Here is a 23,932-nt window from a genome sequence, read left to right on the forward strand (position 1 = left end):
GCTCCCACAGTGAGTTGTGGTGTTAGTGCTGTAGGTGGTAAATGGCATTGGCCAGAGCGATGTCTTCCAGGCCCAGGCCGATGGAGCGGAAGAACACCGGCCGGTTGTAATCGGGGCGCTGCACCTTGCCGCTCAGCAGATCGGGCAGGTCGCCGACTATTGCACTGCTGTCCCAGCCATGTTGTTCACCAGCAATCAGCATCTCACCCGCCGAGCCCGGCGTTGTCAGGCGATAGTCGCAGAACACCTGCATGTCATTGAGGCTTTGCGGCGGCACTTCGTGGGCGCGCGGGGCGTTGGTGCTGATCGAGGTGATCAACGCTGGTTTGCTCAAGTTTGACGGGTCGATCACCGGGCCGGCGGACGAGGTGCACAGCATGATCACGTCGGCGTCCTGAATCGCCGCTTCATGACTGTCGACGATGGTCAGTCGTGGGTCGAGGCTTTTGAGCTGATCCAATGCGTCTGGATGCTTGTCGCTCAGGCTCGGCGAATACAGGGTGATGCTTTGCCAATCACGCAGATCCTTGACGTAATGCAGGTGCGCCTGGGCGACTTTGCCGCTGCCGATGATCGCCAGACGCTGCGCCGTTAAAGGCGCCAGTGCATCGACTGCTACGGCGGTGGTTGCGGCTGTGCGTGCGGTGGTCAATTCACCGGCATCGCAAAGCAGCAACGGCTGGCCGGTCTGCATCGACATCAGCAGTGTCCACGCGGTCACCAGCGGACCTTGTTCACGCACGATGTACGGCGAAGTTTTAACCCCGTAGACACCGTCTTGCGCCAGTACGCCGAGGTAGTTGATGAAGTCGCCAGCGCCCTGAGGGAATTCCACCAGTTGCTGCGCCGGTTGTACGGCTTGGCCTGCGGCCAGGTCGCGGAACAGCTTGCGCAGGATCTGCGGCACGTCAACTTTCGCCAGCAGCTCGCGGGCCTGAGATTGGGTGATCACGTAAGGCGTACTGGACATGGCCGGCTCCGGGCGCTGAATTAAACTAATTTGTCCATTATGGACTTTTAGTCGTGTTGGGCAAGCTCTTGTAAAAAACGAGGCGAAAAAAAAGCGCAGTCCGTTTCCGGCTGCGCCTCTTTCTGCAAATCCCCGGTTACGGGCGTTTGCGCTCAACCGCCCGCAGTAGATGCGTCGGTGGTGTTTCACAGCTGATCTTGCGACCCAGCAACGCCTCGATGGACGGTAGCTGGTAAGAGTCATCTTCGCCGGCGAAGCTGATGGACACGCCATCGGCGCCTGCGCGACCGGTACGACCGATACGGTGTACGTAGTCGTCCGGGACTTCCGGAAGGGTGAAGTTGATCACGTGGCTGATGCCGTCGATGTGAATGCCGCGACCGGCGACATCGGTGGCGACCAGTACGCGAATCTTGCCTTCGCGAAAGCCTTCCAGGGTCTTGATGCGCTTGTGCTGCGGCACATCGCCGGACAGTTGCGCGGCGTTGACGCCGTCACGCACCAGGCGTTCTTCAATGCGGCGTACTTCATCCTTGCGGTTGGCGAACACCATCACCCGCTCCCAACCATTGTCGTTGACCAGGTTGTAGAGCAGTTTGTATTTGTCCGCACCGGCGACGGCGTAGATGTGTTGCTCGACGTTTTCGCTGGCCACGTTTTGCGCTTCGATCTCGACGATCGACGGCTCGGTGGTCCATTGCTTGGCGAGGTTCATCACGTCTTCGGTGAAGGTCGCCGAGAACAGCAGCGTCTGACGCTCGTTCTTCGGCGGCGTCTGGCGAATGATCTGACGCACTTGTGGGATGAAACCCATGTCGAGCATCCGGTCGGCTTCGTCCAGCACCATGACTTCGACCATGTCCAGGTGCACGTCGCCGCGCTGGTTGAAGTCGAGCAAACGGCCTGGGGTGGCCACGAGAATGTCGCAGTGACGGGCTTCGAGGTGCTTGAGCTGCTTGTCGAAGTCCATGCCACCGACAAACGTCATGACGTTGAGGCCGGTGTATTTGGTCAGGTCGGCCGCATCCTTGGCGATCTGCACCACCAGTTCGCGGGTTGGCGCAATGATCAGCGCCCGCGGTTCACCCATGTAGCGCTCTTTCGGCGGTGGGGTTTGCAGCAGTTGGGTGATGATCGAAATCAGGAACGCGGCCGTTTTGCCGGTGCCGGTCTGGGCGCGACCGATGGCGTCTTTGCCCGCCAGGGTGAAGCCAAGCACCTGCGCCTGGATCGGCGTGCAATACGGAAAGCCCAGGTCCTGGATAGCGTGCATCAGTTCCGGGGCAAGTTTGAAATCGTGGAAGCGGGTTTTGCCTTCCTGGGGTTCGACGACGAAGTCTTCGAGTTTCCAGGGGATGACGGGTGCCTTGGGCTTGGGTTCGCGACGCGGTTTTGCCGGTTTCGGCGCTTCGCTGCGCGGCTGTTCAGAGGCAACGACCGGGGCAGGTTGGTTGGCCGGTGTGGTCATCGGCTCGTGTTTCGGTACCGCTGCGGTTGCGGTCCGGCCAGGCTGATTACCGTCGGTGCGGTGGCTGGGGGTATGAGACGGAGCGCTGGGAACTGGCGCGAGCTGCTCAGTCTCGCTTTTACCGAACATTTTCTTGAGTGCTTTGAGCACGGTCATCTCATCAATTGGTTAAGGAATGTACGCCGGCCAGTGTAATGCAAGAATCGGGCGCGGCGTAGTGGGATGATCAAAGGGCTGCAATTCGCCTGACAGTTAACGTAAACGCTCGGCAAGCCAGACGCCGATGTCGCGAATCTCTTCGGGTAACACTTCGTGGCCCATTGGGTATTCTTGCCATGTCGCGGTGACACCACGCTGCTTCAAATGCTCGTAGGCCGAGCGGCCCATGGAGTTTTGCACCACGTCATCGTATTGACCGTGCAAAGACAGCAACGGAATGCGCTGCTGGCTGGCGCAAAGCTCGAGTTCATCGCTGAATGTCGGCGCGTATGTGGAGAGGGCAAGTACGCCACCCAGCGGCCCCTGCCATTTCAGAAACGCGGTGTGTAACGCCACCGCGCCACCCTGGGAAAAACCTGCCAGAAATATCCGCGAGGCGTCTATTCCAATGGCTCGCTGCACTTCGATCAACTTTATGACCCGTTGCGCCGACTCTTCCAACTGTTCGCGGTTGATCGCGCGCGCCGGGCTCATGGCCAATATGTCGTACCAACTCGGCATCTCGTAGCCACCATTAATGGTGACAGCGCAGGTCGGCGCTTGAGGCAGAACGAAACGGGTGGTCAGCAGGCTTTCCTGCAACGCTTCAGCGACCGGCAGGAAATCGTAACGGTCAGCGCCCAGGCCGTGCAGCCATATAACGCAGGCGTCTGCCGGCTTGACGGGTTGAAGAATAAGGGGCTCGGTCATGGCTGCTCCATTGTTGTGCGTGCGCGCTCATTGGGTGCGAGGTCCAAGTGCGCGCCAGGTTGATCAGTTAAGAAGATGTCGCAAGGCTACAAGTTTTGCTATTGACCTGTCGCGTAATTGCTTCGGCAAGCGGTCTGGTACGGGCTTTGCTAAGGGGAAAAGGTGCAACCCATCTCGCGCCTTGCGGTAACACTATCAGTGTACTGCTGGCCGCGGGATAGCAAAGAATCCGGTAATGGATGTTCGCCAGTGGCCGTTACGGGCTTCGCGAACGTGAAAGGGCTACAGCCCGTTCGGCCGATTGGTGAGAAGTGAGTTATCCATGATGTGGATTTTCTCCTACTAGACTCATAGCGCAGGTCCTACGCCGGTTGACCCTAAAAAAAACCAATAAGGGTCGATTACGCCTCAAAAGGGTGCGGCAGGATTCAGCTCCGACACAACAAGAGCAAAACTGGAGGTTTGAATGAAGATGTTGAAATCCACCCTGGCTATCGTGACTGCAGCCGCAGTACTCGGTATCAGCGGGTTCGCTCAGGCGGGTGCAACCCTGGATGCAGTGCAGAAAAAAGGTTTCGTACAGTGTGGTGTGAGTGACGGTCTGCCGGGCTTCTCGGTTCCGGACTCCACCGGCAAGATCGTTGGAATCGATGCTGACTATTGCCGTGCTGTAGCGGCTGCCGTTTTCGGCGACGCGACCAAAGTCAAATTCAGTCAGTTGAACGCCAAAGAGCGTTTCACCGCGCTGCAGTCGGGCGAAATCGACATTCTGTCGCGCAACACCACCATGACCAGCTCTCGTGACTCGGGCATGGGCCTGAAGTTTCCTGGCTTTATCACTTACTACGACGGCATCGGCTTCCTGGTTAACAACAAGCTGGGCGTGAAGAGTGCCAAGGAACTGGACGGTGCAACCATCTGCATCCAGGCCGGTACCACCACCGAGCTGAACGTTTCCGACTACTTCCGCGGCAATGGTCTGAAATACACCCCGATCACCTTCGACACCTCCGACGAAAGCGCCAAGTCGCTGGAATCCGGTCGTTGCGACGTTCTGACTTCCGACAAGTCCCAGCTGTTCGCCCAGCGCAGCAAGCTGGCCTCGCCGAAGGATTACGTGGTACTGCCGGAAACCATTTCCAAGGAGCCTTTGGGCCCGGTCGTGCGTAATGGCGACGACGAGTGGCTGGCTATCGCGCGCTGGGTTGGTTACGCCATGCTCAACGCTGAAGAGGCAGGCATCACTTCGAAGAACGTCGAAGCTGAAGCCAAGTCCACCAAGAACCCTGACGTTGCCCGTCTGCTGGGTACCGATGGCGAATACGGCAAAGACCTGAAAGTGAAAAAGGACTGGGTCGTCCAGATCGTCAAGCAAGTCGGCAACTATGGCGAAGTGTTTGAGAAAAACCTCGGCAAGAACACTCCGCTGGAAATCGACCGCGGGCTGAATGCTCTGTGGAACAACGGCGGCATTCAATACGCACCACCAGTGCGCTGATGGTTCTATCACCCGGCGGGCCAACCGCCGGGTGATGTTCTGTTCCATTAAATCCGGGGCACTTCATGCAAAATTCAATCGGCGCACCAAAGCAGAGGCTCAGCCTCAGCGATCCCAAAGTGCGTGCGTGGGTATTTCAGATCATCACCATAGTGGCGGTGGTCTCGATGGGCTGGTATCTGTTCGACAACACGCAGACCAACCTCCAACACCGGGGCATTACCTCCGGTTTCGACTTTCTGGAGCGCAGTGCCGGTTTCGGCATCGCTCAAACCCTGATCGACTACACCGAATCGGACAGCTATGCCCGGGTGTTTGTCATCGGCCTGCTCAACACCCTGCTGGTGACCTTCATCGGCGTGATCCTGGCGACGATCCTCGGGTTCATCGTCGGTGTGTCACGGCTGTCGAAGAACTGGATCATCGCCAAGCTGGCAACTGTTTATGTGGAAGTCTTCCGCAATATTCCGCCGCTGCTGCAAATCCTGTTCTGGTACTTCGCGGTGTTCCTGACCATGCCGGGGCCACGCAACAGCCATAACTTCGGCGACACCTTCTTTGTCAGCAGCCGCGGCCTGAACATGCCCGCAGCGTTGGTGGCGGACGGTTTCTGGCCGTTTGTGGTCAGCATCGTTGTGGCCATTGTCGCCATCGTGCTGATGAGCCGCTGGGCGAGCAAACGCTTCGAAGCGACGGGCGTACCGTTCCACAAGTTCTGGGTTGGTCTGGCGCTGTTGCTGGTGATCCCTGCGCTGTGCGCCTTGATCTTCGGCGCGCCGCTGCACTGGGAAATGCCGAAGCTGCAAGGCTTCAACTTCGTCGGTGGCTGGGTGCTGATTCCCGAACTGCTGGCATTGACCCTGGCCTTGACGGTATACACCGCGGCGTTCATCGCCGAGATCGTGCGCTCGGGCATCAAGTCGGTTAGCCACGGTCAGACCGAAGCGGCCCATTCGCTCGGCCTGCGCAACGGTCCGACCCTGCGCAAGGTAATCATCCCGCAAGCGCTGCGCGTGATCATTCCACCGCTCACCAGCCAATACCTGAACCTGGCGAAGAACTCCTCGCTGGCGGCCGGTATCGGATATCCGGAAATGGTTTCGTTGTTTGCCGGTACGGTGCTGAACCAGACCGGGCAGGCGATCGAGGTGATTGCGATCACCATGAGCGTGTACCTGGCGATCAGTATCAGCATTTCCCTGCTGATGAACTGGTACAACAAGCGCATTGCGCTGATCGAGCGGTAAGGAAAAGCGCATGAGCACTCATACTTTCAAACCTGACATGCCGCCACCGAACCGCAGCATCGGTGTCGTGGCGTGGATGCGCGCCAACATGTTCTCCAGCTGGCTCAACACCCTGCTGACCCTGTTTGCGTTCTACCTGATTTACCTGGTTGTCCCGCCGATCTTGCATTGGGCGATCCTCGATGCCAATTGGGTTGGCACCAGCCAGACCGACTGCACCAAGGAGGGCGCCTGCTGGGTGTTCATCCAACAGCGTTTCGGCCAGTTCATGTACGGCTACTACCCGCCGGATCTGCGTTGGCGCGTGGACCTGACCGTGTGGCTGGCAGTCATCGGCGTGGCACCCCTGTTCATCTCGCGCTTTCACCATAAAGCGGTGTATGGCCTGAGCTTCCTGGTGCTGTACCCGATCATTTCCTGGTGCCTGCTGCACGGCGGCGTGTTTGGCTTGAGCGCCGTGGCGACCAGCCAGTGGGGCGGCCTGATGCTGACCCTGGTGATTGCGACTGTCGGTATCGCTGGCGCTCTGCCGCTGGGTATCGTCCTGGCATTGGGCCGTCGTTCGAACATGCCGGCGATTCGAGTGGTCTGCGTGACCTTTATCGAATTCTGGCGCGGTGTGCCGTTGATCACGGTGCTGTTCATGTCTTCGGTGATGTTGCCGTTGTTCCTGCCCGAAGGCATGAACTTCGACAAATTGCTGCGGGCGCTGATCGGCGTGATCCTGTTCCAGTCCGCCTACGTGGCCGAAGTGGTGCGCGGTGGTCTGCAAGCGATTCCAAAAGGTCAGTACGAAGCGGCCGCAGCGATGGGCCTCGGGTACTGGCGCAGCATGGGCCTGGTGATTCTGCCGCAAGCCTTGAAGCTGGTAATCCCTGGCATCGTCAACACCTTCATCGCGCTGTTCAAGGACACAAGCCTGGTGATCATCATCGGCCTGTTCGACTTGCTCAACAGTGTCAAACAAGCTGCCGCCGACCCGAAATGGTTGGGCATGGCCACTGAAGGCTATGTGTTCGCGGCCCTGGTGTTCTGGATTTTCTGTTTTGGTATGTCGCGCTATTCCATGCATCTGGAACGCAAGCTCGACACTGGCCACAAGCGTTAGGAGTTCTGTAATGAGCGAAGCAATCAAAAAGCCTGCGAGCCCTGAAGGCATTATTCAGATGCAGGGCGTCAACAAGTGGTACGGCCAGTTCCACGTATTGAAAGACATCAACCTGAACGTCAAACAGGGCGAGCGCATCGTGTTGTGCGGCCCGTCGGGTTCGGGCAAATCCACCACCATCCGTTGCCTCAACCGTCTGGAAGAACACCAACAGGGTCGCATCGTGGTCGATGGCGTGGAGCTGACCAACGACCTTAAGCAGATCGAATCGGTCCGTCGTGAAGTCGGCATGGTGTTCCAGCACTTCAACCTGTTTCCGCACCTGACCATCCTGCAGAACTGCACCCTGGCGCCGATGTGGGTTCGCAAAATGCCCAAGCGCCAGGCCGAGGAAATCGCCATGCATTACCTGGAACGCGTACGCATTCCGGAGCAGGCGCATAAATTCCCGGGGCAACTGTCCGGTGGCCAACAACAGCGTGTGGCGATTGCCCGCGCGCTGTGCATGAAACCGAAAATCATGCTGTTCGACGAACCGACTTCGGCACTCGACCCCGAGATGGTGAAAGAGGTGCTGGACACCATGATCGGCCTGGCTGAAGACGGCATGACCATGCTCTGCGTGACCCACGAAATGGGCTTCGCTCGCACCGTGGCCAACCGCGTGATTTTCATGGACAAGGGCGAAATCGTTGAGCAGGCGGCACCGAACGACTTCTTCGATAATCCGCAGAATGAGCGGACCAAGATGTTCCTGAGCCAGATTCTGCATTGATCGAAGCCAGGCAGTGAAATAAACCCGGACAGTGTTCCGGGTTTATTTTTGGCTGGGGTTTGAGGATCAGGAAGCAAGTCGTCAGGCGTTCTGAGGGGCTGATACACGTTCATAGGCGAGAATCGCCGCAGCGAGATCCTCAATGGACGCGCCTACGGATTTGAACAGGGTCATGGCGCGGTCAGGATTCTCCAGTTGCGCTCGACCTCTGTGGGTGCCTGCGCACAGCTCGGTGAATTCAGCCAAGATGTCGCTGGTGGTCAGGTTGCCATTGCTCATCGGAATGATGAGGTCGCCGGATTCCGCCAAAGCACCGGCGCGGGTGTCGACGAAGACGTCGCAATGTTGAACGGCCACGTCATCGGCTTCGCGCATGGTCGGCGTAAAACTGCCAACCAGATCCAAATGAACTCCCGGTTGTAGCCAATCCCCGTAAATCAGCGGTTCGGTGGAGAGCGTGGCGCAACTGATAATGTCGGCATTGGCGGTCGCCTGCTCCAGCTGATCCAGGCTGATGGCGTTCGCCTGCAGGCCGGTGCTGCGAAGTTCTTCGGCAAATTTTTGCGCCGAAGCCAAGGACAGATCCGTTACCGTCACCTGGGTGATATTGCGAACCGAGCAATGGGCGGGTACCAGATAGCGTGCCATGCGCCCACTACCGACCATCAAAAGTCGACTGGCATCAGGACGTGACAAATATCGGGAAGCTAATGCGGACGCTGCGGCAGTGCGGCGCGCGGTCAGTTCATTTCCCTCAAGCTGGGCCAGCGGCTGGCCTGTCTTGCCGCAGCTGAGCAGATAGTGGCTGCTCAAGGCCGGCAGGCCTAAAGCGTTGTTGCCAGGAAACACATTGACCTGCTTCACCCCAAGGTATTGCCCTTCGATCCAGGCCGGCATCAACAACATCATTGCGGCGGGTGCATCCGGCAAGTCAATACGATGGTGATGACGCACGGGCGAATGCACAGGCTGAGTGAAGATGTGCGACAACGAATCGATCAACGCGGGCCAAGGGAGGGCGGCGGCGACTTTCTGAGCGTCTAAATACATGGGTGATGTCTCGACAGGTTTGGTTGTAATGACTCATGCCGTGGGAGCGGAGCGGCAGTGAATCGGTTGTTCTCAGGGCAATAAGTTGTAAAGGACAAGTGCAACAGAGCTTGTCCGCAATAGAGGGGCGTCTTGACAGTTGATGATCAGACGCCTCCGTCAGAGGGCACTGACTGCCGATTACTGTTTGCGTGATTGTTCTCGGATTTGCGTCAGACTCATCCGTGGTGTCAAGGCCTCAGGATCGATCCTGACTTCAATCAAGGAAGCGCCGGATGCTTGCACGCAGCGTTCGAACGCTGGTGCGAACTCGCCGGTGTGGGTGACGACTTCGCCGTGGAGCCCATAGGCCTGTGCAAGTGCTGAGAAATCCGGGTTGTGCAATTCGGTTCCTGAAACCCGTCCAGGATAGTTCCGTTCCTGGTGCATTCTGATGGTTCCGTACATGCCGTTATTGATCACAATAAAGATCACATTGGCGCCATATTGTGCGGCGGTTGCTATTTCCTGGCCGTTCATCAAGAAACAGCCATCCCCGGAAAAGGAAACCACCAGTCGATCGGGGCAAGTCAGTTTTGCGGCCACCGCAGCGGGTACGCCATAACCCATAGAGCCGTTGGTAGGTCCTAGCTGAGTGCGGTAATGGCGGAACTGATAAAAGCGTTGGAGCCATACGGCATAGTTGCCAGCGCCATTGGTAAGGATGGCGTCGTCAGGAAGGCGCCGATTTAGCCAGTTTATGATTTCGGCCAGTTGAACATCGCCAGGGGCGGCAGGGCACTGGAGGTTGCGTTGATAGTTTTCATTCAATGAGCGCGTCCATTCACTGTGTCGTTCAGACGTGTCCGGCTTCAGCTTCGCTGCCCATGTTGCGAAACTCGACATACTGCTGTTGATAGCCAGTGTTGGCTGGTACACCCGCCCCAGCTCCTCAATGCCTTGGTGTACGTGGATCAGGCTTTGTTTGGGGACGGGGATGTCCAATGCTGCGTATCCACCCGTCGACACTTCCCCCATTCGAGAGCCCACAACCAGCAGAAGATCAGCGTCTTTCACTGCTGCGCTGAGTTGGGCAGACGCTGCGAACCCAAGGTCGCCGGCGTAGTTGGGGTGACGATTGTCGAACAGGTCCTGGCAACGGAAGGAGGCGGCAACCGGGAGGTTCTGCTGTTCAGCAAAACACTGAATGTTGTGCACTGACTCGGTATCCCAACCACTGCCTCCCAGCACCAGCAATGGACGCTCGGATTGCTGAAGCAGTTGCTCCATCTCGGCCATTTGCTCGACTGCCGGTGTCATCACGACTCGCTTGAACGGCCCGGCATCACTGACTTCCACCCTCTCGGTCAGCATGTCTTCTGGCAGGGCGACCACTACAGGCCCGGGTCTGCCATTGACCGCTCGATGGAACGCCTGACTTATCAGTTCGGGAATTCTGCGGGTGTCCTCTATTTGCACGACCCATTTTGCGAGGGGGCCAAACATCTGCCGGAAATCAATTTCCTGAAACGCTTCGCGATACTGTTGATCGCGAGCGACTTGGCCGATGAACAGAATCATGGGCGATGAGTCTTGAAACGCAGTGTGAACGCCAACAGAAGCGTTTGTGGCGCCCGGGCCTCGGGTCACGAAGCAGATGCCCGGCTCTCCGGTGAGCTTGCCATAGGCTTCTGCCATATAGGCTGCACCGCCTTCCTGGCGGCAGACGACCAGATCGATTTCTTCGCGCACGTCATGCAGGGCATCGAGGACTGCCAGATAACTTTCGCCAGGCACGCAAAAGGCTCTTTTGACGCCATGGATGCGCAATGCATCCACCAAAATCTGACCTCCGCTACGACGAGAAATGTTTTTATTCATTGTTATCTCCTGAGTCGAATGGGGTGATGTGAGCGTTGAGTCGTTCAATGGCAGGCAGGTGCCGACCCGATCAATTTAGAAGCGCAAAGGCAAAGCGCTGTTTGCCGTTGTGCAGCCGCCCACTAGACGAGGGGAGGGACCACCAGAATAGTCGAGCATTCGAGCAAGGAGCGGCGTTGGGTATCGGCGTACAGAGTGAGTTCGTTGATCACCTTGCAACCCAAGTCCTTCTCAAACTCCTCCTGGTTGGAGCTGCCGGCGTAATGGTTTTGCGACTCATCACCCAGGTTGGACTGAAAGATCCCTGCTGCGCTGACGGGGAGGAAGTCTTCATACACCAGCGGCTCGTAATGAATATGTCCTTGAGCAATCAGTTCTTCCCGAGAATTTGGCCGGTAGGCATTGCTACGCGATGCAATGCCCAGCGGTGACGGGAAGTAGCGGAAATAGACCAGGTTCTGCTGGCGAAGATCGGCGTAGTTATCCGGGAATTCCTTGAAGTGCTGTTCCAGCAGCGCAGAGTAGCGTTCAGCGTTGGCTTCGTTGGGGAACTCGCCCAATTCGGCTCGAGCGGCATTTAGCAGGGTGTCATAGAGGGCGCGACCTTTTGGTGTCAGCGCTGCCCCGCGCTGTTCGATCTCACCAAAACGAGCGGTATGGCTACCGCAAGCGTTGTTGTTTTGATCGGTGAAAGCAACGGTTTCCTGAAGCGCTTTGAAGCTGGTTTGGCGCAGCAGGATAGGGCACTCGCGACGCGGGGGGCCTTCGATGACCGCTTTTGGCGTGATGCCTTTATCGGGCATGCCCAACTGAATCTGGTCGATGTCCAGCGTCCGAGGGGTGAGGTGGTTGATATGCGGGCCTTTGAACGCCACAACATCGGCGATCAGTCGATGCTGGTCGTGCAGGCGCTGATATTCTTCAGCGGTCACCGTCGCTTCCCGGTGCCAGCGGAACGTCTCCAAGGCCTGCTGAATAAAGTCCTCGGCATCCTCGGAATCAAGGGCGCCATTGGCTTCGAATTTCTCGATCAGCGTCAAAGCCTTCGGTGTGAAGATCTGACGTTTATCCAGGATCGTCTGCACCAGATGCCGCAGTTCCTGGTTTTCGATCAGGTCCAGGCGAAGTAGGGATGTGAAGACGCGGAATGGGCTGGCCTGCAGCGATTTCTCATGCACGGCGCGAAATGCCGTGGAGTGCACTGGGACGCCGGCGGTGGTGAGGTCGTAGTATCCGACCGGTTGCATGCCCATTACGGCAAATAGCCGAGCAATTGTTGCCAGCTCCTCTGGCGTGCCGACGCGGATGGCGCCGTGGCGCTCCATGTCTAAACGCTCAATCTCGCCTGTACGGTTCAGATAATCCGCAACAGCTTTGTTCGACGTCAACACCTGTTGGTTGGTCTGCGAGACCAGTTCCATGAGCGTGCCGTAGAGCGGTACCTCGTCCTTGTACATGTCGGACATGGCGCGAGAAAACCGGGTGCGAATTTCGTCCGGACTGACGAAACCTGGGGTGTTCATCAAAAGAACTCCTTGCTGGATATCTACGTGTGGCATGGGCTTTCGAGCTCAAAACAGTGAGTGCATATCAGAAATTTTTGCGCACTATTGGGGTGCTGTACAAACGAAGAATCCTCAGCACTTCATTCCTTGAGCTAATGAATTTAAGTGGAAGATCAACGGGGGTCTGTAAATCTCTGATATTGGCGCGTGTAACCGCCGGCGGCTCAGCGTAAGCATTCCTGTCGCTAATGAAGTCAGGAATTAAATGCAGGGCCGCCGTGCAATCATTGCAACGTGAGGACGCGGGTTTGAAGGGCCGCGATTGAGAAGCGCCTCCCCGCTGTTTCAGGAATTCATATGGGCGAGGAGTGCTTGAATAGGATGATTGATGTGTTCGCCCGCAAATCGCTTCACTTGGCTGCGGCAAGAATAGCCATTGGCCAGAAGCGTACCGCTGGCTTTGTGTTGTTCAACAATCGGTTGCCAGGATAATCCGTAGATTTTCTTTGAGGTCTCGTAGTTTCTATCTTCATGGCCATAGGTGCCGGACATTCCACAGCAACCTGTGGCTACGACAGTGAGCTTCAGACCGAACTTTTCAAATACAGACTGCCAAAGTGCAGTGCTTGCAGGCGTATTTGTTTTTTCGGTGCAATGAGCCATCAACTTGTAGGGAGCCGGGGACGGGGCGCGGTTGTTTATGACCGGCGATCCAACCTCGAAAATTTTGGCCAACCATTCCTGTGGCAGAAAGACCATGGGGCAGGGGCTATCAGCCGATAGTTTCGAATACTCCTGGCGGTACACAAGTGTCATCGCCGGATCCAGTCCTACCAATGGAATCCCGAAATTGCCGAGTTCACTCAGCTTGGCTGAGCTTTTCCGAGCTGTTTTTTCGAACGCGCCCAGAAAGCCCAATACCTGGAGCGGCTTTCCGTTTGGGGAAAATGGCGCCAGGTAGATGTGGTAACCGATCCTGGAAATCAGCTCGATCCAGTCGGACACCACTTGGGTCTCGAAATATCGGGTAAAGGCGTCCTGCACCAGGATAACGCTGCGCTTGCGCTCGCTATCGGAGAGTGACGTCAGTATTTGAGGCGTAGCAACTTTAACCTTTGCTTTTTTGAGTGCAGCACAGAGGCTGACGTTGCTGAGCAATGGGCTATCTACCATCCCACCGTATTTCTTCAGGAAAAGGCTGATTGGCTTCGCACTCATAAGGGCGTTATAGAGCCAAGGCACTCTTGCAAAATACGGGATCGTGAACTCCAGGGAACCAATCAAGTAGTCCTTGAGAGGGCGGAAGAAGCGGGTATGGTAAAGCTCCAAAAAGCGCGATCGGAATTCGGGTACGTTTACCTTTACAGGGCACTGGCCGGCGCAAGACTTACAGGCCAGACAGCCCGACATTGCTTCGAAAACCTGATGAGAAAAATCCTCATCGGTGTTTCGCGAGGTGAGGCTGGCCTTTAGCTTTCTAAACAGGCTGGTGATAGCGCTTGTGTCCCTGGCACGCTGCGCAACGCCAAGAACATCAATGCCGGCATTACCCTGGATTCTCAGCCATTCACGAATCAGGGATGCGCGCCCTTTTGGTGAATGGACCCGTTCCCGCGTGGCTTTCCAGGATGGGCACATTGCATCATTTGGATCGAAGTTATAGCAGGCACCGTTGCCGTTGCAATGCACGGCACTCTCAAAGCTTTGCCAGACGCGCTCGTCGATTTGCCGGTCGTACTCACCTCGCATGGGCACTTCATCAATCTTCAGCAGTTGTTCATCGCTATTCAGGGGGGTAGCGATTTTTCCTGGATTGAGTTGATTGTGCGGGTCGAAGGCTGCCTTTAGTTGTTGCAGCGCCGGGTAGAGTTTGCCAAAGAATTTGGGAGCATATTCTGACCGAACGCCTTTACCGTGCTCACCCCACAACAAACCGCCGTACTTGTGGGTCAGTTGCGCCACACCATCAGAGACTGTTCGTACAAGGGAGGCCTGGATCGGGTCTTTCATATCGAGAGCGGGTCGTACATGGAGTACACCTGCATCGACATGACCGAACATTCCATATTGCAGGTTGTGTGAATCGAGCAGTGCCCGAAATTCGGCAATGAAGTCCGGCAGATGTTCTGGTGGTACCGCAGTGTCTTCGACAAAGGGTTGAGGACGAACCTCACCTTTGACGTTTCCAAGTAGCCCGACTGCCCGCTTGCGCATCGAGTAGACCCGAGAAATGGCCTGCGCCCCTTTGGCCAGCGTATGTCCAATACGCTCAACGCTTTTGTCGGACGATAGATGTGCAAGGAATTCGTTGACGATGACGTCCAGCGCGGCGAGATCATTGCCACTGAATTCGATCAGATTGATGCCTAGCGTAGGGCGGCTCTCGTTGTGAGGAAAATATTCGGCCACGTCATGCCAAACAATGTCCTGCATCGCCAAGCCCAATACTTTGGAGTCTACGGTCTCGATCGATAGTGGTTTGAGTGCCATCAACGCACGAGCATCTCGCAAGGCTTCCATGAAGCTTGCGTACGAAACGTTGATCAATACGGAATGCTTCGGGATCGGCAAAACGTTGAGTTTGGCCTCTACAACGAAGCCGAGCGATCCTTCAGAGCCGCATAAAATGTTGTTCAGGTTGACCTGGCCACGCTCGTCACGGATGTGCGCCAAATCATATCCAGTCAAGCATCGATTGAGCTTTGGGAAGGTCTGGTCAATCAGCTCTCGGTGTTCTGCGTGAATGGCTGTTACGCAACGATGCACCTCACCGATAATCCCCTGTTCAGCGCTGAACTGTTGCAGCTCGATGTCATTGAGTGGCCTGCTATTTAGCGGATGGCCACCCATGAGTATGCTCTTGAGCTCCAGGACATGATCTCTGGTTTTGCCATATGTACAGCTGCCTTGCCCGCTGGCATCGGTGTTGATCATGCCGCCAATGGTGGCTCTGTTGGAGGTCGAAAGCTCTGGAGCAAAGAACAAGCCATGTGGCTTCAATGCCGCATTGAGCTGGTCTTTGACAACACCCGCCTGGACGCGAACCCAACGTTCTTCGACGTTGATTTCAATAATCCGGTTTAGATGTTTTGACAGATCCACGACCAGGCCGTGCGTTAACGATTGCCCATTGGTGCCAGTACCGCCGCCGCGCGGGGTAATAACGATTTGCCGAAATTCTTTCTGTGCAACAAGTCGAGTCAGTCTCTGGATGTCATCGACATCACGGGGGAACAGCGCCGCTTGTGGCAGGCGCTGATAGATCGAGTTGTCGGTCGCGAGTACCGTGCAGTTGGCATGGTCAGGGGTAATTTCTCCCTTGAATCCTTGCGCACTGAGCGTCTCTAGAAAAGTACGGTAGATCTTGGTCAGTTCTACCGGTGCAGCAATCTGGGCGATCATGTGTTTAGCGAATTCCAGCCAGGCAGGTCTCGAAAATATCGAGACCTTCATTCAATATTTCGGGTTCGATAGTCAGTGGGGGCAGGAGTCGAATGATGTGACGGGATTTCCCGCTAGGCATCAACAGCAGACCGTTTTTCCTGGCGCTCTCAAGTAGCTGAGCAAGCACTGAAGTCGCTGGCGATCCTTCAGGAGTTATCAGCTCAATACCTCTCATGGCGCCCACACCGGTTAATCTTCCAAGATAGGGGGAGAGCTTGTTTTGCTGCCATGTCAGATAACGGCTGACAATGGCCTTCTCCTGAATTTCGCCCCAGGAAGAAAGGTTGGCGTCGGTCATTTCATCCAGCGTGGCAAGCGCCGCTGCGCAGGCAATCGGGTTGCCCGAGTAAGTGCCTCCCAAACCACCTTTGGGCAGAGTGTCGAGCAACGGTTTTTTGCCCACCACCGCACCGAGCGGCAGGCCGCCAGCGATGCTTTTACCCAGAAGTATCAAGTCCGGTTCGATGCCTAGACGTGTGAACGCAAAGCGCTCACCGGTGCGACCGAACCCTGACTGGATTTCATCGACAATCAGCAAGATGCCGTTTTCGTCGCAGAACTTGCGCAATGTTTGGGCGAATTGAGGGTCGAGGGCGAGGAAGCCACCTTCGCCTTGTACCGGTTCCAGAATGAAACAAGCGATTTCATTCACGTCAATCTCGACGCTGAACAGGCGATCCATTGCTTTGAGTGCTTCTTGCGTCGTAACGCCGGTGTCCTTGCTAGGGTAGGGCAGGTGGTAAACAGGGCCAGGCAAGTTGCCTACTCGCTGCTTGTACGGCGCCACTTTGCCGTTGAGATTCAGGGTGGCCAGGGTTCGCCCATGAAAGCCACCATCGAAGGCTATGACTGCGGTACGACCTGTCGCAGCGCGTACGATTTTCAGCGCATTCTCTGCGGCCTCGGCGCCGCTGTTGGTCAGCATGCCACTGACCGGATAGGAAACTGGAATGAACTTGGCCAGTCGCTCCATCAGTTGCTTATAGGGCGCATGAGGGGCCGCATTGAAGGCGTAATGCGTCAGTTTGGAGGCCTGATTGCACACGGCCTCAACCACTCGAGGATGGCAATGACCCAGGTTCAAAACGCCAATCCCGCCTACGAAATCGATGTAGCGCTTGCCTTCAGTGTCCCACACTTGAGCGTTGCTGCCGTGGCTCAAAGTGATGGGATGGACGACGGCGATAGACTCGCTGATGGAGGACTGTGTCATGACGGCACGTTCTCCAAAACTTGAGCTTTCAAGTTTCCATTACCGTTTTTCTTGCATTGTGAAACGCAAGATTCCCCGCTAATGGGGGATGTCCATTGGTACTTGTTTGTGGAACGCATTGGCATTTTGGTGTCCTGGCTGCATAGATATATTTTCTATGTAAGCGAGGAATGCAGGGTCGCGACAAGCGAAAAGAAATTACAGCTTCATTCCGTAAACTCTTAAAGCACTCATAGTTCGTGCTTTCCGAGCTTCGCTTGTTCCAGTATCCATTCAACAAAATTGCCCACCTTCGGTATTTCTGCTGCGTGCTCTGCATAAGCCATGAAATGCGACCCGGTGCTACGCACGGAGTAGTCCCAAGCGACCACGAGTTTCTTCTCGGCAATCTCGTCGTTGACCAGGAATTTCGGGACCAAGGCGACTCCGCAGCCTGCCTGGGCTGCGCGTATGCACATATAAAATGTGTCAAACCGTGGGCCGTGATAGCTGTTTTCCGTATGCAGATCCTGTTCAAGAAACCATTCGTGCCAGGCTTCCGGGCGAGACGTGCATTGCAGGAGTACAAGATCAGTAAGGTCGGCCGCACTCTTGATTGAAATGTTCGCAAGAGTATCTGGTGAGCAAACCGGCACCACGTCTTCTTCGAAAAGCTTGGTGCAGATGGCTCCTGGCCAGGATCCCTGACCGAAGAAGAAGGCCACGTCAGCCTTTGCCTTGAGCAGATCAAAGGGCTCCAGCTCGCTACGGATGTCTAGATGGATGTTGGGAAACCGCTTACCGAAACCTTTTAGATTGGGTATCAGCCAGCGTGCGCCAAATGTGGGTTGGGTCGCCACTCGCAGGACTTCGGTTTCGCCTCCATACGAGAGAATGTACCGGCTCGATATATCAACTTGGGTCAATATTTTATCGACCTCCGCGAGATAGAGCTCTCCCGCGGGCGTCAGCTGCAGCCGTCGGCGTATGCGATGGAAGAGGTTATGTCGCAGCATTTCCTCCAACTGAGCAACCTGTTTGCTAACGGCGCTCTGGGTCAGATGGAGCTCTTCGGCGGCTCGAGTAAAACTCAAGTGACGAGCTGCCGCTTCAAAGCACTGAAGGGCTGCCATGGAGGGAGCAAGGCGTTTGTACATGTCTCTCTCTCTACTGACGGCTAATCAACTTCATTCATTGGGGGAATGATGTGCTGAGGAAACGTCGTTTGTTGATCCGTGGGTTCAGATTAATAATGACCCAGATCAATAATTTCAACCACCATCTGAGTCAGGAGAAAAAAATGGTTGATGGACTGCTTAAAGGCCTTGGCGTTTCTGAGGCTGCTTTCACGAATGGCGGCTATCCCATTCATACACCTATCGATGGTAGTCAGATTGCTTCTGTGACTTTAGAGAGCAAAGCAACCGTTGCGCAGAAGATTGATCTCGCTCATCAGGCCTTTTTGGCCTGGCGCGACGTACCGGCACCACGTCGTGGCGAACTGGTCCGTGTGTTCGGCGAAGTCCTGCGTAAAAACAAAGAGCAGCTCGGCGAACTGGTGTCGGTGGAAACTGGCAAAATTTTCCAGGAGGGCCTGGGTGAAGTTCAGGAGATGATCGATATCTGCGACTTCGCTGTCGGGCTGTCTCGTCAGTTGTATGGTTTGACTATTGCGTCTGAGCGCCCGGGTCACCACATGCGTGAAACGTGGCAGCCACTTGGCGTCGTAGGCGTTATCAGTGCCTTTAACTTCCCGGCCGCAGTATGGGCCTGGAACACCTCCCTGGCACTGGTTTGCGGTAACTCCGTGCTGTGGAAACCGTCTGAAAAAACACCACTGACGGCGCTGGCGTGTCAGGCGTTGTTTGAGCAGGCACTGAAAATCTTTGGTGCGGCGCCTGAAGGGCTTAGCCAACTGATCATCGGTGATCGCGAGGCGGGCGAGGTTCTTGTCGATGATCCGCGTATCCCTTTGATTAGTGCTACAGGTAGCACTCGTATGGGTCGTGAGGTTGGTCCGCGTGTGGCTGCTCGTTTCGGTCGTACTATCCTGGAGCTCGGCGGCAATAATGCAATGATCCTGGCGCCAAGTGCTGACCTTGATTTGGCCGTGCGTGGCATCCTGTTCAGCGCCGTGGGTACGGCAGGTCAGCGTTGCACTACCCTGCGCCGTTTGATCGTGCATCGTTCGATCAAAGATGAAGTTGTCGCTCGAGTGAAAGCTGCATACGCGAAGGTGCGCATCGGTGATCCACGCAAGGACAATCTGATCGGACCGCTGATTGATAAACAGGCTTTCGAATCGATGCAAGGTGCTCTGAGCAAGGCACGTGACGAAGGTGGTCAGGTGTTTGGTGGTGAGCGTCAATTGCAGGACCAGTATCCAAACGCTTATTACGTTGCTCCGGCCATTGTTGAGATGCCTGGCCAATCCGAAGTCGTTCGTCATGAAACATTCGCACCGATTCTGTACGTGTTGACCTATGACGATTTCGAGCAAGCGTTGCGCCTGAACAACGAAGTGCCTCAAGGTCTGTCGTCCTGCATTTTCACCCTGGACGTACGAGAAGCCGAGCGTTTCCAAAGCGCATCCGGCAGCGACTGCGGCATTGCCAACGTCAACATCGGCACCAGCGGCGCCGAAATCGGCGGAGCATTCGGTGGCGAGAAGGAAACGGGTGGTGGACGCGAATCCGGTTCCGACTCCTGGAAGGCTTACATGCGTCGTCAGACTAATACGGTGAACTATTCCCGCGAGCTGCCTCTGGCTCAGGGCATTGTATTCGATTGATGAAGCAGCTCCCTACATCGGTTTTTTCGATGTAGGGAGTGCTGTCTTTAGGAGCAAAATTATTCGCTGAAGGATTTAAAACAGCAGTGATAGGTCGGGGCTCACCGTGTTCTCGCCTGAATGAAATAATTGGCTGACAAGCAGTAGCAATAATAAAAGGCCAGCGCCATGTTCGTGATACTTGAATCTTTCATCCTGTTTGTAAGAGAGGCTTGACTTTGAACACTGAACAAGTGACAAGGGCTAGTACTCCATTCTGGATGACAGTCGCTATGTTATTGGTAATAACCCTCATTTTAATGGTGCCGTTGTCTTTTTCCGGTATTTACACTTCGTCAGTTCTGCTGGCATTTAGCATCTTGCTCGTAACTGTTATATCCCTGGGCGCTGTTTATTGGGTCGGTCAGTCGCTGATCCGCTCTTCCTTCGAATCCACTACGCTCATATCCAATGTTTTGGTTACGAGTGAGTGTTATGAGTTCGCCCTTCCTGAACCCTTGGTTCTATAAACATACGTGTTCCACTGCGGGTTAGCGGTCGAGAGGTTGATGTATATGGTTGAGTTACGTAAAGAGTGTCTCTGGGAACATATAACGCCTAAACAGGTGTCGCCTGTTGCACTGACAAGCAGCGTCAAAGTCGACGTCTGTATTATTGGTGGCGGTATAACGGGGCTCTCTGCTGCATTGAACTTGCTTGAGAAAGGCAAGAGTGTGGTGTTGCTTGAGGCGCATCAGATTGGTAACGGCGGTTCGGGGCGTAACGTTGGATTGGTGAATGCGGGAACCTGGATCCGTCCTGATGACGTTGAATCCACCTTGGGAGCCAAGGTAGGCAGCCGTCTTAACAAGGTTCTGGGTGAGGCGCCAAGCCAGGTTTTTTCCACGATCGAAAGGCTGGGCATTGAGTGCCAGGCTCGTAACGATGGCACGCTTCATATGGCTCATAACGCGTCAGGTGCTGCCGACTTACAAGCCCGCCATGACCAGTGGAAGCGTCGAGGTGCAGATGTCGAATTGCTCACCGGGGCTCGATGCCAGGAATATTGTGGCACCGATAAAATTTCATCTGCATTGCTGGATCGTCGAGCTGGAACGATCAATCCAATGGGATATACCAAGGGTCTGGCTGACGCAGTAAAGCGCCTCGGTGGACGATTGTTTGAGCGTTCAGCTGTCACCCAAGTGGAAAAACAGGGCAGCGGTTGGCTGGTCAAGACTGCGGGTGGTGCGGTGACCTGTGACAAGGTCGTCATATCGACGGGTGCCTACACCGAAGGTGACTGGTCCGAACTGCAAAAGAATTTTTTCCGCGGTTATTACTACCAAGTGGCGTCGACGCCTTTGGTGGGGACAGAGGCCGATAATGTCTTGAAGCATGGCCAAGGCTCCTGGGACACCCGCATGGTGTTGAGCAGTATTCGTCGAGATGCGGATGGACGGTTGTTGCTCGGCAGCATGGGCCGTACAGATAACAAACCGGCCTGGTTCATTAAAAGTTGGGCCGATCGAATCCAGGGTCACTATTTTCCAAAATTGGGCAAGATTGAGTGGGAGATGCATTGGACCGGATGCATCGACTTCACGCCGGATCACTTGATGCGTTTGTTTGAGCCGGCTGCCGGGATTGTTGCAGTAACAGGTTATAACGGGCGCGGAAACACCACGGGTACAGTCATTGGTAAGGCATTGGCCGATTACTTGATGAATGACAAGCCGGATGACTTGCCGTTACCGTTTACAGCCATGAAGCCGCTTTATACGGCTGGCTTGCGAAGTGCACTCTATGAAGGCGGGTTCTCCCTTTATCATGCTGGTCAGTGCATGAGAGTAATACTTTAAAGCAGGGTGATTGTCATTTGAGTTGTTCGCTGTGCTCGTGATCGAGTGCGGTTGTGGTGGATTGTATTGCCTGTAGTTCAGTATCTGTTGCAACTGTTTTGATGTTGAAAACAGTGATGCAACTAATGAGATTGATGTTTTTCGTTAAAACAAGAAGAGAGGAAGACATGAAAACCAATAATTTTAAAATCAAGGCTCTCGGCTTGGCGCTTACAGCTGCCATGGGACTTTCGACTCAAGTCTATGCCGACATAAAAATCGGCGTGGCCGGCCCCCACACCGGCGCTAACGCCACCTACGGGGATCAACTCTGGAGAGGCGCTTCCCAAGCCGCAGAGGACATCAACGCCAAGGGTGGTATCAACGGCGAAAAAATCGTCCTGGTGAAAGGTGATGATGCTTGTGAGCCCAAGCAAGCTATCGCTGTCGCTAACCGCCTGGTTGATTCCGATAAGGTCAACGCGGTCATTGGCCACTTCTGCTCTTCCTCCAGCATTCCGGCAACGGAAGTCTATGAGGAAGCCGGCGTCATCTCGATCACCCCGGGTTCTACCAATCCCAAGTTGACAGATCGTGGTTACGGCACTGTTTTCCGGATTTGTGGTCGTGACGATCAACAGGGCGTTGTCGCGGGCAACTACATTGTTGATGTCTTGAAAGCCACCAAGGTCGCAATCATTCACGACAAGGATACCTACGGCCAGGGCGTGGCCCAGGCCACTCGTGATCAGTTGCACGCGCGTGGTATGCAGGAGGTGATTTTTGAGGGGCTGACGCGCGGTGAGAAAGATTTCAATTCGCTGGTCTCGAAGATCGGCGCCTCTGGGGCTGACGTCGTCTATTTCGGTGGTCTTCACTCCGAAGCAGGTCCGTTGGTCCGACAGATGCGTGAGCAGGGGCTGAAGGCAAAGTTTATCTCTGACGATGGCATCGTGACAGACGAACTGGTGACCACTGCGGGTGGGGCACAGTACACCGAGGGTGTCCTGATGAGCTTTGTGGTCGATCCTCGAGGCCTTCCGCAAGGGCAGGATGTGGTCAAGCGTTTCCGCGACAAGGGCTATGAGCCGGAAGGTTACACACTGTTTTCTTATGCTGCTCTGCAGACACTGGCTGCTGCCTATAAAGCCACCGGCGGTACCGATAACGAAAAAGCCGGCGCCTGGATTAAATCCCATCCTGTGGACACGGTAATGGGCAGTAAGGAATGGGATGAGAAGGGCGATCTGAAGACGTCCCCTTATGTCATGTATCGCTGGGATGCCGCTGGTAAATATAAGCAGATTTGATTTTATCAAGTCGCTCAATGCCCATACCGTTATCGGTATGGGTTGAACTACTTTAAATAGGAGAGTCAATGTGGACGCTCTGTTCCTCCAACAAATGGTCAATGGATTGACGTTGGGATCGGTTTACGGACTGATCGCAATTGGTTATACCATGGTGTATGGAATCATCGGCATGATTAACTTCGCACACGGCGAGGTTTATATGATTTCCGCTTACCTTTCTGCTATTACGTTGGCTCTCTTAGCATTTTTTGGTCTGCATTCGTTCCCGCTCTTGATACTCGGCACACTCATAATCACTATCGCGATTACTTGTGCCTACGGTTGGGTCATTGAACGTGTAGCCTATAAGCCGCTACGCAACTCAACTCGCCTTGCTCCACTGATATCTGCCATCGGGATTTCATTGATTCTGCAGAACTATGTCCAGCTAACTCAGGGCGCTCGACAGCAAGGTATTCCAACCCTGTTGGAAGGTGCAGCACGTTTGGATTTTGCCGGTGGTTTCGTTCAAATCACTTACACCAAAATCTTTATTCTGTTGGCTTCCTTTATAGGCATGGGCTTGTTGACTTACATCATCAAGTGCACCCGCTTGGGAAGAATGTGCCGAGCGACACAGCAAGATCGCAAGATGGCATCGATATTGGGCATCAATACAGATCGGGTTATTTCCTATGTGTTTGTTATTGGTGCAGCCATGGCTGCTTTGGCAGGCGTTCTGATTACAATGAACTACGGTACCTTTGATTTTTATGCAGGGTTCATCATTGGTATTAAGGCTTTCACTGCGGCCGTATTAGGTGGTATCGGTTCATTGCCGGGTGCGATGCTGGGTGGGCTCATTCTCGGTATTGCTGAAGCTCAATTTTCGAGTGTCATAAACTCGGATTACAAAGACGTGTTTTCGTTTGCGTTGCTAGTAGTAATTTTGATCTTCCGTCCGCAAGGCCTCTTGGGGCGTCCGAAAGTAACGAAGGTGTAA

17 protein-coding genes are annotated in these 23,932 nt (G+C 55.0%); 8 read left to right on the forward strand and 9 right to left on the reverse strand.

The annotated features are described in order from the left end of the window. Positions 1-22: 22 nt before the first annotated feature. The 3 genes from ACA048_RS04865 to ACA048_RS04875 form a co-directional block, all read right to left on the reverse strand. The gene (locus ACA048_RS04865; protein WP_497628163.1) at positions 23-970 is read right to left on the reverse strand and encodes an ornithine cyclodeaminase family protein; all 948 of its coding nucleotides are present in this window, start codon (positions 968-970) and stop codon (positions 23-25) included. A gap of 136 nt (positions 971-1,106) precedes the next feature. Next, positions 1,107-2,594 (reverse strand): ATP-dependent RNA helicase RhlB, encoded by a 1,488-nt coding sequence (gene rhlB, locus ACA048_RS04870; RefSeq protein ID WP_497628164.1) that lies wholly within the window; start codon positions 2,592-2,594, stop codon positions 1,107-1,109. Between the two features lie 96 nt (positions 2,595-2,690). Next, positions 2,691-3,347 carry an alpha/beta hydrolase gene (locus tag ACA048_RS04875; protein WP_497628165.1) on the reverse strand — a complete coding sequence of 219 codons (657 nt, stop codon included), beginning with the start codon at positions 3,345-3,347 and terminating at the stop codon, positions 2,691-2,693. A 466-nt stretch (positions 3,348-3,813) separates the two neighbouring features. Here ACA048_RS04875 and ACA048_RS04880 point away from each other — a divergent pair, with 466 nt between their 5' ends. The 4 genes from ACA048_RS04880 (at position 3,814) to ACA048_RS04895 (ending at position 7,975) form a co-directional block, all read left to right on the forward strand. Next, positions 3,814-4,845: an amino acid ABC transporter substrate-binding protein gene (locus tag ACA048_RS04880; RefSeq protein WP_497628166.1), complete on the forward strand. Its 1,032-nt coding sequence runs from the start codon at positions 3,814-3,816 to the stop codon at positions 4,843-4,845. 65 nt (positions 4,846-4,910) lie between these two features. Further along, positions 4,911-6,092 (forward strand): amino acid ABC transporter permease, encoded by a 1,182-nt coding sequence (locus tag ACA048_RS04885; protein ID WP_497628167.1) that lies wholly within the window; start codon positions 4,911-4,913, stop codon positions 6,090-6,092. 10 nt (positions 6,093-6,102) lie between these two features. Beyond that, entirely contained in the window at positions 6,103-7,200 is a 1,098-nt protein-coding gene (locus ACA048_RS04890) for an amino acid ABC transporter permease (protein ID WP_223521451.1), read from the forward strand. A 10-nt stretch (positions 7,201-7,210) separates the two neighbouring features. Then, the gene (locus tag ACA048_RS04895) at positions 7,211-7,975 is read left to right on the forward strand and encodes an amino acid ABC transporter ATP-binding protein (RefSeq protein ID WP_497628168.1); all 765 of its coding nucleotides are present in this window, start codon (positions 7,211-7,213) and stop codon (positions 7,973-7,975) included. A gap of 81 nt (positions 7,976-8,056) precedes the next feature. Here the strand turns inward: ACA048_RS04895 and lhpI are convergent, their stop codons facing one another. The 6 genes from lhpI to ACA048_RS04925 all read right to left on the reverse strand — a co-directional run bounded on the left by lhpI (position 8,057) and on the right by ACA048_RS04925 (position 18,183). After that, a complete protein-coding gene (gene lhpI / locus ACA048_RS04900) occupies positions 8,057-9,025 on the reverse strand; it encodes a bifunctional Delta(1)-pyrroline-2-carboxylate/Delta(1)-piperideine-2-carboxylate reductase (RefSeq protein ID WP_497628169.1) in 969 nt (322 codons plus the stop codon). A gap of 180 nt (positions 9,026-9,205) precedes the next feature. Beyond that, a complete protein-coding gene (locus ACA048_RS04905) occupies positions 9,206-10,885 on the reverse strand; it encodes a thiamine pyrophosphate-binding protein (protein WP_497628170.1) in 1,680 nt (559 codons plus the stop codon). 122 nt (positions 10,886-11,007) lie between these two features. Continuing rightward, positions 11,008-12,408, reverse strand: a complete 1,401-nt coding sequence (gene hglS / locus ACA048_RS04910) for a 2-oxoadipate dioxygenase/decarboxylase HglS (RefSeq protein WP_497628171.1) — start codon at positions 12,406-12,408, stop codon at positions 11,008-11,010. 327 nt (positions 12,409-12,735) lie between these two features. After that, positions 12,736-15,792, reverse strand: a complete 3,057-nt coding sequence (gene ydiJ, locus ACA048_RS04915; RefSeq protein WP_497629799.1) for a D-2-hydroxyglutarate dehydrogenase YdiJ — start codon at positions 15,790-15,792, stop codon at positions 12,736-12,738. 4 nt (positions 15,793-15,796) lie between these two features. Next, the gene (locus ACA048_RS04920; RefSeq protein ID WP_497628172.1) at positions 15,797-17,047 is read right to left on the reverse strand and encodes a 2-aminoadipate transaminase; all 1,251 of its coding nucleotides are present in this window, start codon (positions 17,045-17,047) and stop codon (positions 15,797-15,799) included. Between the two features lie 230 nt (positions 17,048-17,277). Next, entirely contained in the window at positions 17,278-18,183 is a 906-nt protein-coding gene (locus ACA048_RS04925) for a LysR substrate-binding domain-containing protein (protein ID WP_497628173.1), read from the reverse strand. Positions 18,184-18,326: 143 nt separating this feature from the next. Between ACA048_RS04925 and amaB the strand changes: the two genes are divergently transcribed. The 4 genes from amaB (at position 18,327) to ACA048_RS04945 (ending at position 23,932) form a co-directional block, all read left to right on the forward strand. Further along, entirely contained in the window at positions 18,327-19,817 is a 1,491-nt protein-coding gene (amaB, locus tag ACA048_RS04930) for an L-piperidine-6-carboxylate dehydrogenase (protein WP_497629800.1), read from the forward strand. A 554-nt stretch (positions 19,818-20,371) separates the two neighbouring features. Continuing rightward, the gene (gene amaA, locus ACA048_RS04935; protein ID WP_497628174.1) at positions 20,372-21,658 is read left to right on the forward strand and encodes an L-pipecolate oxidase; all 1,287 of its coding nucleotides are present in this window, start codon (positions 20,372-20,374) and stop codon (positions 21,656-21,658) included. 167 nt (positions 21,659-21,825) lie between these two features. Further along, complete coding sequence (locus ACA048_RS04940) at positions 21,826-22,947, forward strand: branched-chain amino acid ABC transporter substrate-binding protein (RefSeq protein ID WP_497628175.1); 1,122 nt, start codon at positions 21,826-21,828, stop codon at positions 22,945-22,947. Between the two features lie 70 nt (positions 22,948-23,017). Beyond that, positions 23,018-23,932: an ABC transporter permease subunit gene (locus ACA048_RS04945; protein ID WP_497628176.1), complete on the forward strand. Its 915-nt coding sequence runs from the start codon at positions 23,018-23,020 to the stop codon at positions 23,930-23,932.

Source organism: Pseudomonas sp. LBUM1659, from assembly GCF_059716045.1.